18 protein-coding genes and 1 pseudogene are annotated in these 15471 nt (G+C 54.3%); 18 read left to right on the forward strand and 1 reads right to left on the reverse strand.

What is annotated here, in order from left to right; all coding sequences use genetic code 11:
• Positions 1-19 precede the first annotated feature (19 nt).
• From HU754_RS14805 to HU754_RS14845, 9 genes are all read left to right on the forward strand, one after another.
• Positions 20-505, forward strand: coding sequence for an STY4534 family ICE replication protein (locus tag HU754_RS14805; protein WP_186622356.1), 486 nt, complete (start codon positions 20-22; stop codon positions 503-505).
• A 130-nt stretch (positions 506-635) separates the two neighbouring features.
• The gene (locus HU754_RS14810; RefSeq protein ID WP_110718424.1) at positions 636-938 is read left to right on the forward strand and encodes a hypothetical protein; all 303 of its coding nucleotides are present in this window, start codon (positions 636-638) and stop codon (positions 936-938) included.
• A gap of 165 nt (positions 939-1103) precedes the next feature.
• Entirely contained in the window at positions 1104-1631 is a 528-nt protein-coding gene (gene pilL2, locus HU754_RS14815; protein WP_186622358.1) for a PFGI-1 class ICE element type IV pilus protein PilL2, read from the forward strand.
• The gene (locus HU754_RS14820; protein WP_186622360.1) at positions 1628-2266 is read left to right on the forward strand and encodes a hypothetical protein; all 639 of its coding nucleotides are present in this window, start codon (positions 1628-1630) and stop codon (positions 2264-2266) included. Before pilL2 ends, HU754_RS14820 begins: the two co-directional genes overlap by 4 nt.
• 8 nt (positions 2267-2274) lie before the next feature.
• Complete coding sequence (locus HU754_RS14825) at positions 2275-2994, forward strand: TIGR03759 family integrating conjugative element protein (protein ID WP_186622362.1); 720 nt, start codon at positions 2275-2277, stop codon at positions 2992-2994.
• A gap of 38 nt (positions 2995-3032) precedes the next feature.
• Complete coding sequence (locus HU754_RS14830) at positions 3033-3554, forward strand: transglycosylase SLT domain-containing protein (protein WP_225919904.1); 522 nt, start codon at positions 3033-3035, stop codon at positions 3552-3554.
• A gap of 17 nt (positions 3555-3571) precedes the next feature.
• On the forward strand, positions 3572-3979 hold the full coding sequence (locus tag HU754_RS14835; RefSeq protein ID WP_437182469.1) for an integrating conjugative element protein: 408 nt from the start codon (positions 3572-3574) through the stop codon (positions 3977-3979).
• A 2-nt stretch (positions 3980-3981) separates the two neighbouring features.
• Positions 3982-6105: a type IV conjugative transfer system coupling protein TraD gene (gene traD, locus HU754_RS14840; RefSeq protein WP_186622374.1), complete on the forward strand. Its 2124-nt coding sequence runs from the start codon at positions 3982-3984 to the stop codon at positions 6103-6105.
• 3 nt (positions 6106-6108) lie between these two features.
• On the forward strand, positions 6109-6858 hold the full coding sequence (locus HU754_RS14845) for a TIGR03747 family integrating conjugative element membrane protein (protein WP_186622376.1): 750 nt from the start codon (positions 6109-6111) through the stop codon (positions 6856-6858).
• A gap of 29 nt (positions 6859-6887) precedes the next feature.
• Here HU754_RS14845 and HU754_RS14850 read toward each other — a convergent pair whose 3' ends face one another.
• Positions 6888-7646, reverse strand: coding sequence for a hypothetical protein (locus tag HU754_RS14850; RefSeq protein WP_110718432.1), 759 nt, complete (start codon positions 7644-7646; stop codon positions 6888-6890).
• Between the two features lie 161 nt (positions 7647-7807).
• On the opposite strand from HU754_RS14850, the gene HU754_RS14855 reads away from it, so the two are divergent.
• The 9 genes and pseudogenes from HU754_RS14855 to HU754_RS14895 all read left to right on the forward strand — a co-directional run bounded on the left by HU754_RS14855 (position 7808) and on the right by HU754_RS14895 (position 15404).
• Positions 7808-8146 (forward strand): integrative conjugative element protein, RAQPRD family, encoded by a 339-nt coding sequence (locus HU754_RS14855; RefSeq protein WP_186622378.1) that lies wholly within the window; start codon positions 7808-7810, stop codon positions 8144-8146.
• Positions 8143-8372 (forward strand): annotated as a pseudogene (locus HU754_RS14860) (TIGR03758 family integrating conjugative element protein). The gene HU754_RS14855 and the pseudogene HU754_RS14860 overlap by 4 nt, the downstream one beginning before the upstream one ends.
• A 19-nt stretch (positions 8373-8391) precedes the next feature.
• A complete protein-coding gene (locus tag HU754_RS14865) occupies positions 8392-8751 on the forward strand; it encodes a TIGR03745 family integrating conjugative element membrane protein (protein WP_110718435.1) in 360 nt (119 codons plus the stop codon).
• A gap of 12 nt (positions 8752-8763) precedes the next feature.
• A complete protein-coding gene (locus HU754_RS14870) occupies positions 8764-9162 on the forward strand; it encodes a TIGR03750 family conjugal transfer protein (RefSeq protein WP_186622380.1) in 399 nt (132 codons plus the stop codon).
• Complete coding sequence (locus tag HU754_RS14875; protein WP_110718437.1) at positions 9159-9842, forward strand: PFL_4703 family integrating conjugative element protein; 684 nt, start codon at positions 9159-9161, stop codon at positions 9840-9842. The genes HU754_RS14870 and HU754_RS14875 overlap by 4 nt, the downstream gene beginning before the upstream one ends.
• A complete protein-coding gene (locus HU754_RS14880) occupies positions 9839-10726 on the forward strand; it encodes a TIGR03749 family integrating conjugative element protein (protein WP_186622381.1) in 888 nt (295 codons plus the stop codon). The genes HU754_RS14875 and HU754_RS14880 overlap by 4 nt, the downstream gene beginning before the upstream one ends.
• On the forward strand, positions 10716-12143 hold the full coding sequence (locus tag HU754_RS14885; protein WP_186622383.1) for a TIGR03752 family integrating conjugative element protein: 1428 nt from the start codon (positions 10716-10718) through the stop codon (positions 12141-12143). The genes HU754_RS14880 and HU754_RS14885 overlap by 11 nt, the downstream gene beginning before the upstream one ends.
• Positions 12121-12546, forward strand: a complete 426-nt coding sequence (locus HU754_RS14890; RefSeq protein WP_186622385.1) for a TIGR03751 family conjugal transfer lipoprotein — start codon at positions 12121-12123, stop codon at positions 12544-12546. Before HU754_RS14885 ends, HU754_RS14890 begins: the two co-directional genes overlap by 23 nt.
• The gene (locus HU754_RS14895) at positions 12546-15404 is read left to right on the forward strand and encodes a conjugative transfer ATPase (protein ID WP_186622387.1); all 2859 of its coding nucleotides are present in this window, start codon (positions 12546-12548) and stop codon (positions 15402-15404) included. The genes HU754_RS14890 and HU754_RS14895 overlap by 1 nt, the downstream gene beginning before the upstream one ends.
• Positions 15405-15471: the final 67 nt, after the last annotated feature.

Here is a 15471-nt window from a genome sequence, read left to right on the forward strand (position 1 = left end):
TCAAGCCTGGAGGCATGTCATGAGCACCGCATTTTCCAACGAAACTTACTTCGACCTTCACATCAACGGCCTTGGGTATCTCAATCGCATCCGCGAAGTGAAGCCCAGGAAAGGCGACGCGTTCCTAGCTTGCGACATCGTCGCGCTCAACGGTCCGACCGACAATCCGGAATACCGCCGATTTGACGTGAGAGTGACCGGCGCGGAGGCGCAATGCCTGGTCCGTCGTTGTGTCAAAGCCGTGGAGTTAGAGCAGAAGGTTTTGGTTGGTTTTCGCCTCGGTGATCCGTGGGTGGACACATTCACCTACACCAAAGGCATCAATGTCGGGCAACCGGGTTTAAGTCTTAAAGCGCGACTGCTTCTTCTGAACTGGATAAAGATCGATGGGGTTTTAGTGCACAAGCGCGAGCCGAATATCAAAGACGAGGAGAAACCCAGTGTTTTAACGCCGCCGGTTGACTTGCAACCTGAGGCTATAGGTGAGTCTCCCGTCATCCACTGACTTTAGATCCGAGATCGGGTTTTGGTTTTTCCCAACGTCGTCGTAAGACGGTCGTTCAATTTTCTTCCCTTATGGGCCATGACGCCCTTAAGGGAAATGTCATGGCCCGATTTTGAATAGGCAGCAGACCATGATTGTTATCCAATTTGATGAGGCATTGACACCTATGTCCGAGCATGGCGCGTTGGTTATCACGCAAGGCGTCGACGCACTCATGAGAGCGCAGCGATTAGAGCCTTTCCAGTTTTTTGGCCGGCACATACAGGGCGATTGGGGTGACATCTGCGATGAAGATCGTGGGTTGAACGAAGAAGCGCTGATGTCGGGCAACCGATTGATGTCGGTGTACAACATCAATGATGAGTTGAAAATCTGGATCATTACGGAGGCTGATCGCAGCGTTACTACCATTCTTCTTCCTGAAGAGTACTGAGGTCTGTGGTCAGGTCGCAGTAAGCACTTCAAACACTATTCGCAACGGCCTCCTAAGAGGCCGTTTCTTTTGATCAAAATACGGAGTTACGGGATACCAGTTAGGTCGCTGCACCTTACCTGCAGGGTTGAGATCTTGTGAGGGTCACCTTCAGGAATCCTTTCCATGCCAGTCATCAATCATTATTTCTTACCCTGCTTGCTGCTGGGAGGTCTTTCACTCGCCGCATGCCATACCCCAGAGATGCGCGTCACCAATCAACCTGTCAAACCCGCGTTGAATTCGACTCCAGCAAGCATCATCCCCGTGCAACGGTACGGACGCTACACGTTGGTCGAGATGCAGCCGGACCTGGCCAAGCAAAACCTCCTGCTGCAAGTCATCGACGTCGACATTCCCGGTGCTTGGAATAGCACTGTCGCAGATGCAATGAAATATGTGCTGATTCGGTCCGGATACAGACTCTGCGCAAGCACGCCAGAGAACGCCGCAATGTTCGCGCTTCCCCTCCCCGCGGCTCACATAAAACTCGGCCCCATCGTCCTACGCGACGCTCTCCAAGTCCTTGCGGGATCTGCATGGTCAATGCAAGTCGATGAGCAACTGAGGCAGATCTGTTTCGTTTCCGCCTCCAATGGTGTCGCTCGCGATATCCCGCTTCAGAAAACCGCAATTCTGGAGATCAGTCGATGATCTACGCCATCCCTGCGGGGTCGTACATACGCGGCCGTCTGACTCGCTGGAGCAGCCCCCTTCTATTCTCCATCACGTTCTGCTCGCTCCTTTCACATCAATTTGCACTTTCCGGGCTAACCCAAAATCAGGTCATGGACTCGAAAGACCTTCAGCACATCGATGAGCGTGTGTTGGTGCTGGAGAAGTCAGCAGTCGTCGCATCGTCAGAACAGTCAGGCGTCAGCTACTCAGACCTCAACGCATTGAACGACAGCTTTAACGAGCGAATCACGGAACTCGCAACGGCGATGACAGCTGTAGCGAGCCAAGCCGACCTACAAGCTCTGGAGCAACAAGTTCAGAAGATAGAAAAAAACCGAGTGCAAGTACTTACCGCACCTGCTTCGACCAAACCCCATAAACCCCGCTCAAAGCCAAGAATAGTGGTCGAGTTTCCCCTCCAGATACTGGGCCAGGAAATTAGAGGTGGTGAGCACTTTTTATCGGTTGGCGCGATTGGCGCAGAGTCTTTGGATCAATGCCAGTTGATACGCGTTGGCGAGACCTATCTGGGCTGGAAGCTGGACGGTGTTGAAGGTCAAAGCGCGGTATTTACTGCCAACGGTGTAATTCACCGTCTGAAAATTCGATAGGAGTGGCCATGTCACGTCTCAGGTTTCTCCCCTCGTTGATGATGCCCATGTGTTTCGTTGTTCATGCACTCGACTCAGCTTCCCACGTCTCTATCGAAACCCGCTCTAAACCTTTGTCTGATGCAGTCATCACTGACCAAAAAAAGAGGTTGGCTGAGCAATGGGGATTGGAAGAGGAAGAATTAGAGCGTTATAGAACGCTCATGCAAGGGCCACTGGGTACTTACTCCCCTAACCTGGATCCTTTGAGCGCTTTAGGGATCGAGGCACGTACAGAAGCTGAACGACACCGCTATGCGTTACTTCAAGTCGACGCTGAGGCAGCCCGTGTCGAAAAGCTGCTCGTATATCAACGGGCCTATGACCAGGCTTGGAAAGAAAGACACCCCAAGCTTGAGCTGGTCTCACTACCGCCCTTGAGCAGCCCCCTCTTGACCAAGCCCACTGAACGGAAGGCCGTGTTTGTTCGTTACGACTGCCCTGAATGCGTGGCCAAGGTTAGGCAGCTACAAGGTTCAGGGGGCATGTTTGACCTCTACATTGTCGACAGTCAGCACGATGACAGGCGCATTCGTCAGTGGGCTCAGAACGCAGGCATCGCACCGGACAAAGTGCGCAGTGGGATCATCACCATCAATCATGACAACGGCCGATGGGGATCAATTGCAGTCCAGGGAGACCTGCCGGCAGTCGTGCACAGGGTAAACGGCACATGGATACGACAGTGAACGTGCATTACAAGCTATTGTGCCTCTGGAGTTGCGTCATGCCTTTGAGCTCAGCCTCGCTGTGTGTTGCGCAAACCCTCACCGTTCCACCGCCGGCCTACAGCATCGCCGCGCGCCGAAGTGGTGTTCCTTCAAACGTACTGTTTGCGGTGGCGCTACAGGAAAGCGGTATGACCTTGCGGGGCAAGCGTCTACCTTGGCCCTGGACACTGAACCTTGCAGGCAACGCTCAATATTTCGCAACCCATGCGGATGCCTGCCGGGCATTGCGAGCTGGCCTCATGCGTTTGCCAGCATTTCGAATAGATGTAGGTCTGACTCAAATCAATCTGGGCCATCAACGACGGTTCTATCAGGATCCGTGCGAGGTGTTATCGCCGAATAAAAATCTGACGATAGCCGCAACCATCTTGCGCGAGCAGTATCGCGTGGACGAAGACTGGCTGATGGCTGCAGGACGTTACCACCGCCCCGCCGGTGGCCGACCTGCAGCTCGCTATCGACGCAGCGTCGCTAGACACCTCAATGATTTGGCTTTGACAGAGGGTGGCCGACCATGAAAATCAGGTGTCGATGGATGCTATTGGCATGGGTTACCTGCTGCAACGTCAGTGTGGCTGACACTGTCATTCCCAGATTTGCGGATGTCCGTTACAGCGAAGAGGAGTTTCTGCCGGTTCGTTCGACGGCTCTTTCTCCTGGTCCGGTGCAACGACGATCACTGAGTGCTTCAGGCTTACCCGCTTTCTTCTTGGTGGGTGATGATCATCTGTCGCGGTCATGGTTAAAGCGGCGCCTTTCAACGCTTGCCAACCTCAACGCGGTCGGTCTGGTTGTTAACGTCGAATCTCATGCGGCGCTGAAGGGGCTGCGCGACATTGCGCCAGGTGTGACGCTCTCCCCTGTCTCGGCTGATGATTTGGCCCAGCGTTTGAATCTCCAACATTATCCCGTCTTGATCACCGCTGATCGTATTGAGCAATAACGATGGCGCAACATCATGCGGTCGAAACACTGCTGCGGCCGGCGGTGGAACTGTACAGCGCGACTGCTTGCAGTTCGGCTGCCGTGTTGTGTCTTGTAGCACCCTGGTCTCTTGCGTTGACTCCCTCCTTCGGCGTGGGCGGTGCATGCTGCTGCGCAACGCTTGCCGCAATCCGTTTGAAGCAGGCCAGTGTGGTCCTGCGTTATCGACGGCAGATGAGGCGACTACCACGCTACGTGATGACCAGCCGGGAGATCCCGGTGAGTCATGAGCGCCTGTTTATCGGGAAGGGGTTTCGTTGGGATCAACGCCATACCCATCGATTAATGCAGACCTATCGTCCAGAGTTCCGACGCTACGTTGAATCCTCAATGCTCTATCAACAGGCGCGACGACTTGAAGCGCGGCTGGAATTTGCACCCTACCCGCTGAACCAGTTGCGGCAGTTCACACGCTGGGATCATTGGTTAAACCCGGCCAGACCGCTGCCCCCCGTTGGCGGTTTACCAAGACTCCACGCTGTTGAGCCGAACGAGGTCGATGTCACTCTCCCATTGGGTGAAAGAGTCGGCCATTCTCTGGTGCTAGGCACTACCCGAGTAGGAAAGACTCGCCTCGCAGAATTGTTTATCACCCAAGATATTCGCCGCGATGAAATCTGCATCGTTTTCGATCCCAAGGGAGACGCGGATCTCCTAAAGCGCATGTACGTCGAGGCCAAGCGTGCGGGGCGTGAGGGTGAGTTTTACGTGTTTCATTTGGGCCAACCCTCAATTTCTGCACGTTATAACGCGATCGGTCGTTTCGGGCGTATTACAGAGGTGGCATCTCGTATCGCAGGACAGCTGTCTGGTGAAGGAAACTCGGCCGCGTTTAGGGAGTTTGCCTGGCGGTTCGTCAATATCATTGCCCGAGCCTTGGTTGAGCTGGGCCAACGTCCTGACTACCTTTTGATCCAGCGTCATGTAATCAATATCGATGCGCTGTTCATTGAGTACGCGGCTTATTTCTTTGCTCAACATGATCGCAAGGCGTGGGATGTCATTGTTCAACTGGAAGCCAAGATCAATGAGAAGAACACACCACGGCACATGATGGGACGAGAAAAACGGGTGGTGGCAATCGAGCAGTATCTGCAACACGCAAGATTGTACGACCCGGTTCTGGATGGATTACGTTCCGCGGTGCGCTACGACAGAACGTACTTCGACAAGATTGTCGCTTCTCTTCTGCCCCTCCTGGAGAAGCTGACCACCGGTGACATCGCGCAGCTTTTGGCGCCTGATTACATGGATCTTGAAGATCCAAGACCCATCTTTGATTGGATGCAAGTGATCCGAAAACGAGCGATCGTTTATGTGGGACTGGATGCACTGTCGGACTCTGAGGTGGCATCCGCGGTGGGCAACTCCATGTTTGCTGATCTGGTGTCTGTAGCAGGCCATATCTATAAATTTGGGGTCGAGGATGGGTTACCAGGTGAGGCGGAAAACCAAAAAATACCCATCAATGTCCATGCTGATGAATTCAATGAGCTGATGGGTGATGAGTTCATACCGATGATAAATAAAGGCGGTGGCGCCGGCATCCAGGTCACGGCTTACACACAGACATTGAGTGACATTGAAGCGCGTATTGGTAATCGGGCGAAGGCTGGCCAGGTTATTGGTAACTTCAACAACCTGTTCATGCTGCGGGTTCGTGAAACGGCCACAGCTGAATTGCTGACGAAGCAACTGCCCAACGTTGATGTGTACGCGACGTCAGTGATGAGTGCTGCAACGGACAGCTCGGATCCTCATGGCAACACCGCTTTCACGTCAAACACCCAAGACCGAATCACAACGACCAGCGTTCCGATGATTGAACCGGCTCATGTGGTGGCATTACCCAAAGGCCAAGCCTTCGCCCTCATCGAGGGAGGTCAACTTTGGAAGGTGCGCATGCCCCTGCCCGCTCCAGACCCTGACGAGGTAATGCCAAAAGATCTGCAAGCCATGGCTGGATACATGCGCAAACGCTACGTGCCGGCGGAAGACTGGTGGTGTGCGGTTTCAGATCAGGATCAGAACGCACCACTACCGCCAGATTTACTTGATGACGAAGACCTCAGAGAGCGTGCTTAATACATGAGCGATCTGGCCTCGACGGCGCAACGTCAGCAGCAAAGACAACAAGGAGTGCTGATCACCCTGCTGACATTACCTTTTCGGTTTGTAGCAGTGCTACTCGGGTCGTTGCTATTGAGCATCCTCATAGAGTGCATCGGAATGTATACCCTCTGGCCTGAGGAAGGCTGGCGTCATTCCCAGCAGATGTTCGAATTTGAGCTGGGACAGCTATCCAATAATTTCAAACGCAGTGCATTGGTTCAGGAACCGGAACGAATGGCAAAGGAGCTGATCCAGACTGTCCATCACGCGATCATTGCGAAGACAGGTTTCGAAGGAGCGGTTCATAACACGTCACGCAAGGTGCACAGTTTCAGAACAGAGGAGGCTCGCAAGGCGCGTGTTTACCTGAGGACCTTCTACACCCATTTAGAAAGCAATCTAATCGCCGCCGCCTATACCGTTCTGGTCTTCATCACTCGATTGGTGGTGCTGTTTCTTTCTCTGCCACTGTTTGTTATTGCGGCCTTTCTTGGCTTGATAGACGGGCTTGTTTCCAGGGATATCAGGCGCTTTGGCGCGGGCAGAGAATCGAGCTACCTCTACCATCGCGCCAAGACCTGTGTGATGCCCTTAGCAACGTTACCGTGGGTCATCTACCTGACCATCCCTCTAAGTGTGGAGGCCTCATTCATACTGGTGCCCAGTGCAGCGTGCCTTGCAATAGCGCTCGGTATCACCGTCAGCAGCTTCAAAAAATATCTTTGAGCCCAGCAATTCAGATCGAGGCTGTTGAATTACTTCGCGCCGTTTCGAGCCCACCAGTAGTAGGCCGCCATTTCCACATCTGCCGGGGTCCAGCTTTTCTTTTGATTGGCAACAGGACAGTGGAAATGATTCTTACGATTCAAAAAATTGGCGATGTCGCTCAGCAAGGGAAGATAAGCGTTTACGTACTCATCCAAATTAGTGAGAAGCCGAGAGTTGGAGTACGTGGCCAAGCGGCTCGTTCTCCGTGACTTATTTGGCCACTCCCGAATAAACGCGGTACCGCGGCCCGTCACTGCCAGTGAGTTAAAAAAATAGGAGGCATGGCGATCGACAGCGGCACCCTCCTTGGGTCTGACAAACCTATAAATCTTGGAAGCGATGACCAAACTGATACCAGGCAATCGGCTCAATGCATTCAGAGCTGCATGACTGCCACCTGGCACTAAACAGAGTTGAATCGCGGCAAGCATCTCCAGTTGCTCTGATGCAGATGCATTCAGAATTCGCCTGTGAGAAGGCTTGTAGTTCCCTGCCCACGATGAAACCTCAGCAATTATCTGTTGTGCAGATGAAGTCGTGAGGCCCTTTAGCAAGCGTTTAACCGTAGCTTCCAGATCCGTAATTTTCTGCTGACTCTTTACCCTCCCGGTATTGAAGGGCCAGTCATAGCTTTCTCGCGCGGTGGTCAGCAACGTCACCAGCGATGGGCTAGGCAATACGGAGCCTGATGCGTAGGTGAGACTGATGCCGGCTGGGAAACTTGGGGCATCATTTGGCATTGCCATTGAGTCGTCCTTTCTCTAAAAACCGAATGCAGGCATTTTGCCATGCTTTGAAAAAGCCTTAAATGCCTATCCGGACTTTCTCAAGTTCCGATTGTTAGCTGCCCCACGTTTTTCCCCCTAGCAATATCGAGCCGTCTGACAGGATCAAACGAGCTCTCCACATGATCAACCGCTTTCGTAAAAACTTCCTTCCGCGCATCGCTCTGCTGTTTATGGCCGCGGAATCGACTGCATCGTCAGCCAATTCATTCGTCGACGAACATACCCTTCTGGCAACGCTGCTACGCGAACTAAACACCATTGACCTTCTGACGACTTCACCTGTTGCAGTGCCCGATCAAGAATCCCGGCGCTTCCATTTCGATTACGTCCGACTACGCGCTGACATTCATCGTGTCAGTTCCGGCATCCAGCAATACCTGGCTCCCAAGCGCGCGACACCTCGCGATGACATTGCGCTGCATGGCGACTACAGCAATGAACCGGTATTGGACCAATGAATGCTGCGCAGAACGCAGCATTTCAAGCAAACGGCGGTCTCTCCCCTTCGGTCACCTCCTCAGTACTGGTCGCCATCGTGTTCGCAACGTTCTTGCTCTGGGCGCCTGGGCGATTCGTACCGCTTATTCGGGTTGGGCTGAACACCGGCTAAATCAAAGACAGTTTTTGGGCGTCGTTATCCGATTCACCGCGATGTACCTGGCTTTGACGCTTTTCCTCCTTTAATCCTCCAAAGGAACTCCCAATGCGTAGGCAATTCCCCTCGTCAAAACGAACAGCAGGAACGCTCGTCCTCTATGCCACAACACTGCCCTTATTTGCTCAAGCCAAGGGCAAGTTACCAACGATGGAGGATCCATCTCGCGGTGCCGGCAATGGCATCATGCAAACGATGCAGAACTACGGCTACGACATCATCATGCTTGTGGCGCTGCTGGTCGTCGCCTCGATGTTTATCGGTGTCTGCTATCACGCTTACACACGCTATTCCGAAATCCATACCGGCCGCTCCACTTGGGGGCAATTTGGTCTCAGTGTTGCCGTGGGCGCAATCATGCTTGTCGTGGGCATCTGGTTGCTGACCAAAGCCACCGGCATTTTGTGAGGGAGACACCCCATGGACTCCCTACAACACACAACATCTGACGGTACCGTCGCTTTTCTTCCCCATCGACTGAACCGGCAGCCAATCGTCGTTCGCGGACTCACCGCAAACGAACTCTGGATATGTACAGCAATGGCTGCGGCATCAGGACTGTTACTGGGCATACCCGGTGCGTGGGCTGTCAGCAGCATTGCGGTGATACCCACCACCATTGTGGTTTCCATTGCATCGGGCTTGTTCATTGGTGGTGGTCTGTTGCGTCGTCAAAAACGCGGCCGACCTGAGACATGGCTTTACAGGCAGCTTCAATGGTGGCTGGCAAACCACTCTCCTCGCTTTGCTGCCCTGATGGGTACGAGTGAACTCATTACACGAACTGGTTTCTGGGCAACTCGACGGGGTGGCGCATGAGCCGATTCAAGAATGAGGTATTGCACCTGCAATCGCATGTGAAGACTTTACGAATGGGGGCTGCAGCCCTGCTTGCTATGGCCATCGGCATGGGCGCTGGCTGGTGGAATGCACCACGAGATCTCACTATCCATGTACCTCCCGACCTGCGCTCTGGCAGTACGCGTCAATGGTGGGAGGTTCCACCCGAATCCGTCTATGCCTTCACTTTCTACATCTTTCAGCAGCTCAATCGTTGGCCCACTGATGGTGAGGAAGATTACACCCGCAACCTCCAATCTCTCACCGCATACATTACTCCACAGTGCCGCGCGTTCTTCGAGAAAGACTATGACCAACGACGTCGCTCGGGAGAACTCCGAAATCGCGTCCGTGGCATCTACGAGATACCTGGCCGAGGCTACGGTGATGACCCACAGGCTCGGGTCAAGGTGGTCTCCGATCGAGATTGGCTGGTCACGCTCGACATTAATGCCGACGAGTATCACGGCGCTGAGCAAATCAAGCGTGCACTGGTCCGCTACCCCATCAAGGTCGTACGTCTAGACGTTGATCCTGAACTCAATCCATTTGGTCTTGCATTGGACTGCTACGACGGCGCACCGCAACGCATCGTCCTGCCTGCTGGCCCTGCCTCAGGCTCTCGAAAATCAGAGCGATCGCTGGGAGATACGCCATGAAGCCTTTGCAGATAGCGGCCTGCCTTGGCCTCACACTGCCTTTCGTCATTACCTCAAGCCAGGCCGTCGAAGTGATGCGCTGGGAGCGACTTCCACTGGCCATCCCCCTGGTTGTTGGCCAAGAACGCGTGGTGTTTATCGACCGCAATGTTCGTGTCGGCGTACCGGGCCACTTAGGTGATCGGCTAAGGATTCAAAGCGCTGCCGGTGCGGTGTATCTGAGGGCTAACGAACCGATTGATCCAGTGCGGCTGCAACTTCAAGACGCAATGACGGGAGAATTGGTTTTGATCGATGTCGTGGCTGAAAACCCCGCGCCCGATCAGGCGCGTCTGGAGGATGTCAGAATCATCGAAGAACCCGTCCGAAGGCAGCGATCAGTACCCGATGCGCTTGAGCAATCCTTACTCAGTAAAGAACATTCGAAATTAACGCCAGTCCCCGTGTTACTCACACGCTACGCCGCTCAAAACCTATACGCACCACTGAGAACCGTCGAGCCTTTGCCAGGCGTGCGCCGAGTCAATCTGGCGGGTGATCTCTCGCTAGACCTGTTGATGCCGAGCTTACCCATCAAAGCCAAGGCTCTGGCAGCGTGGCGCATGGAGGAGTATTGGCTGACGGCCGTCCGATTAAGTAACCAAACCGATGCACTCGTCGAGTTGGACCCACGGTTGCTGTTGGGCGATTTTTCAACCGCGACGTTCCAACATCAACAGCTGGGTCCTAAGGGTACGTCATTGGATACCTCCGTGGTTTACCTAACCACGCGTGGGCAAGGCCTGGCGCAATCAATTCTCCCAACCATCAGTCCTGTCGACGCGGCGCTTAATGTGCCCCCTGCCAATCCCGACTTCACCCGGGAGAGAAACCATGAAGAGTAATGGTTTACTCAAGTGGCTGATGATTCCGATCGTTCTGCTTGTGGTGCTCGTGCTTATAAAACTACTGCCTGCCAAGCCCACTCCTTCTGAAACTGCCAACGGCGAGAGCCGACTCACACCTGACGAAATGAAGGCACTGGGTCTGGAAGGCGACACGCCGAGCGACACGGTGGCCACTTTGGTGGCTCAGGTCAGACTGTTGCGGGCAGAGGTGAAAAACACTCAGGGGGTAAATCAACAGAACTCATCCTCCGAGTCACTGCATCAGTTTGAAGATAAGCTGGAAGCGCGTATTCAGCAGGCATTGGAGCAAGAGCGGCTGCGCGTTCAGGAGGATCGGCAGGCTTCTGACTCAACGACTGAAACCCAAGGCCTTCTGCAGGATATCCAGCACCGCCTCGATAGCCTGAGTCAGAGGGACAACGTTATAGATATCCCGGTGGGGTTCGGTCTAGAACAAGGGGATGGTCAAGGCTTTAGAAATGGTGTGCGATGGATTGAGCCTGAAGACGCCAAACCGAAAGACCCTTCGGCATCTAACGAGCAAGACATGAGCTTTCCAGCTCGTTTTGGCCCAGCACAAAAGACGCTGGAAAATGTGGCCGACACATCTACCTCAAACTCCTCGCGGCCCCTTGAAGGTCACTCGCTCAAACCAACCTATACCATCCCGCCCAACGCCACGTTGATGGGCTCGGTTGCCATGACGGCACTCATAGGCCGAGTCCCTATCGATGGGACTGTGAACGATCCCTACCCATTCAAAGTGCTCATTGGTGCTGACAACCTGATCGCCAATGGGATTGATCTGCCTGAGGTCGCCGGCGCAGTAGTCAGTGGCACTGCCTCAGGTGACTGGACTCTGTCCTGCGTCAGAGGACAGATCCGCTCAATCACCTTCGTGTTCTCAGACGGCACCATCCGTACATTGCCGAGTGACAGTGCCAAAGAATCGCAGGGCAACAGACAGAGCTCATCGGGCAGCGAGGCTTCCCAAGAAGGTTTGGGCTGGATCAGCGACAGTCATGGCATCCCTTGTGTGGCTGGAAAACGGCGTAGTAACGCGCAGCAGTATTTGGGCTCCCAAGCCCTCATCACAGCCGCCGGCGTAGGTGTCGCGTCAATGATCAAGTCAGATGGCAACAGCACGGTTTATGCCGGCAACAATGCAGGCTCAATGGGGACTGTCGGTATATCCGGAAGCGAGGCCATGAACCGAATGCTCGCCAGTGGTGTGCAGGACATTTCGCAGTGGGTCAGCAAACTTTACGGCCAAGCGTTCGCGGCAGTCTACGTCGAGCCCGGAGCTCAAGTGGCCGTGCATATAGAAGCCCCTCTCACCCTCGACTACGACGCTGACGGACGCAAAGTCGATCACACCCTCGGAGGTCGTCATGCTACGACGGATCTGGACTGAATCAATGGCCGCAGTATTGCTTGCGACGGTCATCGTTGGCTGCACGACCAACACAGAGGAACTGCTGACTCACGACGGCCACACGATGATCGACGTGTGGAACCGACAAACCAACGGTTCGCAGAGCGGCCGAGTAGCCCAGCAACTGCTGGATGCTCGACAGGCGTTGAGGCGGCCCTTGATTGAACCGCTTGTTCCTTCGACATCCCAGCCTTACACACGAACAGCGCAAAACGAAATCTACCGTCAATTTCATCGATTGCCCAATCCGGACCTGGTGATGTACGTCTTCCCTCACCGGGCTGGGACAGAAGCTGTGCCGGTGCCTGGTTACAGCACGGTCTTTCCACTGCATCAACGTGTGCAATACGCCATGCCGGGCGAACGACTGGAGGATTACTGATGCCGTGGTTCAAGCAAGGCAATAACGAGAACACAGCGCAAGACTCCCCTGAGCCCAATTCCTGGTACCGATACATCAACAAACTGGCAGAAAACGGTGTGCATTCACTTGGATTGCGGCAGAGCAAACCTGTTACCGAGGCCGACGACTACGCTTTCTACGCCACGACGCCCTCCTTTGTAGACCGATTACCCTGGGTGGAATATTTGCCGCAGCATCGATGTATGCTGCTGGAAGATGGCGTATCAGTTGCTGCGTTTTTCGAAGTGATACCGCTGGGTACTGAAGGCCGTGAAAGCGCTTGGCTGAACCAGGCCAGGGACACGTTGGAAAACGTGCTTCAGGACAGTTTCGACGAGTTGGACAACAACCCTTGGGTCGTACAGCTCTACGCCCAGGATGAGACAAACTGGGATAGCTACATGTCGACGCTGCGGCAGTATCTTCAGCCGCGTGCACAGGACACGGCCTTCAGTGAGTTTTACTTGCGCTTCTTCGCCCATCATCTGAACGCGATCGCCAAACCAGGCGGCCTTTTTGATGACACGGCTCTCACCCGCCTGCCATGGCGTGGTCAGAATCGACGCGTCCGCATGGTTGTTTACCGCCGTGCACCCGATACCCCTTCACTCAAACGAGGTCAGACAGCCGAACAGGCATTGGACGTTGTGTGTGAACGGCTAACGGGAGGGCTAACCAGTACAGGTATTAAAACCCAACGCATGGAGGCCGCCGATATCCACAGTTGGCTACTGCGCTGGTTCAACCCCAATCCTACGATACTCGGCAGCACCGCTGAGGCTCGTGATCGCTTCTATCATCTCAGCGCTTACCCGAAAGAAACCGAAGCGGGCGAAATCGAGTTAGCCAGCGGAACTGACTTCGCTCAACGCCTGTTCTTCAGTCAACCACGCTCCGACACAGAACAAGGCGTCTGGTACTTAGACGGCATGCCTCATCGCGTCATGTTGATGGATCGCCTGCGTAATGTGCCTCACACCGGTCACTTGACTGGCGAGACTCGCAAAGGAGACGCCATCAACACCTACTTCGACCAGATGCCCGAAGACACCCTCATGTGTCTGACGCTGATTGCTACCCCCCAAGACGTGCTGGAAGCGCATCTCAATCACTTGAGCAAAAAGTCGGTGGGGGAAACCTTAGATTCGGAACAAACACGCCATGACGTGAACCAGGCGCGCTCGATCATTGGGAGCTCTCACAAGCTGTATCGCGGCTCCTTGGCCTTCTACCTGCGCGGAAAAGACATACAAGAGCTTGATGCTCGCGGCATGCAATTGGCCAACGTCATGCTCAACGCAGGCTTGCAGCCGGTGCGAGAAAATGACGAAGTTGCACCGCTGAACAGTTACCTGCGTTGGTTGCCGTGTGTTTTTGATCCGGCCAAAGACAAGCGTCAGTGGTACAGCCAACTGATGTTTGCTCAACATGCTGCCAATCTCGCTCCGGTTTGGGGGCGAAGTCAGGGCACTGGCCATCCCGGTATTACGTTCTTCAACCGCGGCGGTGCCCCCCTGTCCTTCGATCCGCTAAACCGGCTGGACCGACAGATGAATGCTCACCTGTTTCTGTTCGGCCCAACCGGATCGGGCAAATCAGCCACCCTGAACAACATCCTCAACCAGATCACAGCTACCTACCGACCTCGTCTGTTCATCGTCGAAGCAGGTAACTCCTTCGGGCTATTCGCACAGTTTGCGAAACGATTGGGGCTGACGGTTCACCACGTGAAGCTATCACCGGGTGCAGGCGTTAGCCTGGCGCCCTTTGCGGATGCGCGTCGCCTTGTCGAAACACCTGATGAGATCGAAACGCTGGATGCTGACCAGCTCGATGACACCGCGACTGCCTTTGAAGGTGACGAGCAGCGCGATGTCTTGGGTGAGCTGGAAATTACCGCACGTTTGATGATCACCGGTGGTGAAGACAAGGAAGAAGCTCGGTTGACCCGAGCTGATCGGAGTCTGATTCGGCAGAGCATTTTAGATGCTGCGCAGCGCTGCGCCCGTCAAGACCGTGCGGTACTGACGCAAGACGTGCGGGACGCATTGCGCGACCGCGGTGTTGATCCTGCCTTGCAAGAGGGACGACGCATTCGAGTTTTGGAAATGGCTGAGGCAATGGATTTGTTTTGCCAAGGTCTGGACGGCGAACTCTTCAATCGCCCCGGAACACCGTGGCCTGAGGCAGATATCACCATTGTCGATTTGGCCACCTTCGCTCGCGAAGGCTACAACGCACAGCTCTCGATCGCTTACCTGTCTCTGCTCAATACCGTGAACAACATCGCAGAGCGCGATCAATTTCTGGGGCGACCGATCATCAATGTCACCGATGAAGGCCACATTATCACCAAGAATCCCCTCCTCGCGCCTTATGTGGTCAAGATCACGAAAATGTGGCGAAAGCTCGGGGCCTGGTTCTGGTTGGCGACGCAAAACCTCGATGACTTGCCCAAGGCTGCAGAGCCAATGTTGAACATGATCGAGTGGTGGATCTGCTTGAGCATGCCACCCGATGAAGTGGAGAAGATCGCCAGGTTTCGAGAGCTGAGCCCCGCGCAGAAAACCTTGATGATGTCCGCACGCAAGGAGGCGGGAAAATACTGCGAAGGTGTCGTGCTGTCGAAATCCATGGAAGCACTATTTCGCGCCGTTCCTCCAAGCCTCTACCTTGCCATGGCAATGACCGAGCCGGAGGAGAAAGCCGCACGATTCAATCTCATGCAGGAGTGTGGTATCAGCGAGCTGGATGCGGCGATCAGGGTGGCGGAAAATATAGATCGTTCACGAGGTATTGAACCGTTGAGCTTTGGTGATTCAATGGAACGAGCTTAAGTTCGAATGGAGTAAACCTTACTCCGGAATCTTAAATCGTCCACCAACGAAAGACAGGTCTTGGACT

It is taken from the genome of Pseudomonas zeae (assembly GCF_014268485.2).
Taxonomy (GTDB): domain Bacteria; phylum Pseudomonadota; class Gammaproteobacteria; order Pseudomonadales; family Pseudomonadaceae; genus Aquipseudomonas; species Aquipseudomonas neuropathica.

Excerpts from the sequence above, each read along its gene's own strand:
- HU754_RS14805 (WP_186622356.1), top strand. The coding sequence starts at position 20 with ATGAGCACCGCATTTTCCAACGAAACTTACTTCGACCTTCACATCAAC.
- HU754_RS14810 (WP_110718424.1), top strand. The coding sequence starts at position 636 with ATGATTGTTATCCAATTTGATGAGGCATTGACACCTATGTCCGAGCAT.
- pilL2 (WP_186622358.1), top strand. The coding sequence starts at position 1,104 with ATGCCAGTCATCAATCATTATTTCTTACCCTGCTTGCTGCTGGGAGGT.
- HU754_RS14820 (WP_186622360.1), top strand. The coding sequence starts at position 1,628 with ATGATCTACGCCATCCCTGCGGGGTCGTACATACGCGGCCGTCTGACT.
- HU754_RS14825 (WP_186622362.1), top strand. The coding sequence starts at position 2,275 with ATGTCACGTCTCAGGTTTCTCCCCTCGTTGATGATGCCCATGTGTTTC.
- HU754_RS14830 (WP_225919904.1), top strand. The coding sequence starts at position 3,033 with ATGCCTTTGAGCTCAGCCTCGCTGTGTGTTGCGCAAACCCTCACCGTT.
- HU754_RS14835 (WP_437182469.1), top strand. The coding sequence starts at position 3,572 with ATGCTATTGGCATGGGTTACCTGCTGCAACGTCAGTGTGGCTGACACT.
- traD (WP_186622374.1), top strand. The coding sequence starts at position 3,982 with ATGGCGCAACATCATGCGGTCGAAACACTGCTGCGGCCGGCGGTGGAA.
- HU754_RS14845 (WP_186622376.1), top strand. The coding sequence starts at position 6,109 with ATGAGCGATCTGGCCTCGACGGCGCAACGTCAGCAGCAAAGACAACAA.
- HU754_RS14850 (WP_110718432.1), bottom strand. The coding sequence starts at position 7,646 with ATGGCAATGCCAAATGATGCCCCAAGTTTCCCAGCCGGCATCAGTCTC.
- HU754_RS14855 (WP_186622378.1), top strand. The coding sequence starts at position 7,808 with ATGATCAACCGCTTTCGTAAAAACTTCCTTCCGCGCATCGCTCTGCTG.
- HU754_RS14865 (WP_110718435.1), top strand. The coding sequence starts at position 8,392 with ATGCGTAGGCAATTCCCCTCGTCAAAACGAACAGCAGGAACGCTCGTC.
- HU754_RS14870 (WP_186622380.1), top strand. The coding sequence starts at position 8,764 with ATGGACTCCCTACAACACACAACATCTGACGGTACCGTCGCTTTTCTT.
- HU754_RS14875 (WP_110718437.1), top strand. The coding sequence starts at position 9,159 with ATGAGCCGATTCAAGAATGAGGTATTGCACCTGCAATCGCATGTGAAG.
- HU754_RS14880 (WP_186622381.1), top strand. The coding sequence starts at position 9,839 with ATGAAGCCTTTGCAGATAGCGGCCTGCCTTGGCCTCACACTGCCTTTC.
- HU754_RS14885 (WP_186622383.1), top strand. The coding sequence starts at position 10,716 with ATGAAGAGTAATGGTTTACTCAAGTGGCTGATGATTCCGATCGTTCTG.
- HU754_RS14890 (WP_186622385.1), top strand. The coding sequence starts at position 12,121 with ATGCTACGACGGATCTGGACTGAATCAATGGCCGCAGTATTGCTTGCG.
- HU754_RS14895 (WP_186622387.1), top strand. The coding sequence starts at position 12,546 with ATGCCGTGGTTCAAGCAAGGCAATAACGAGAACACAGCGCAAGACTCC.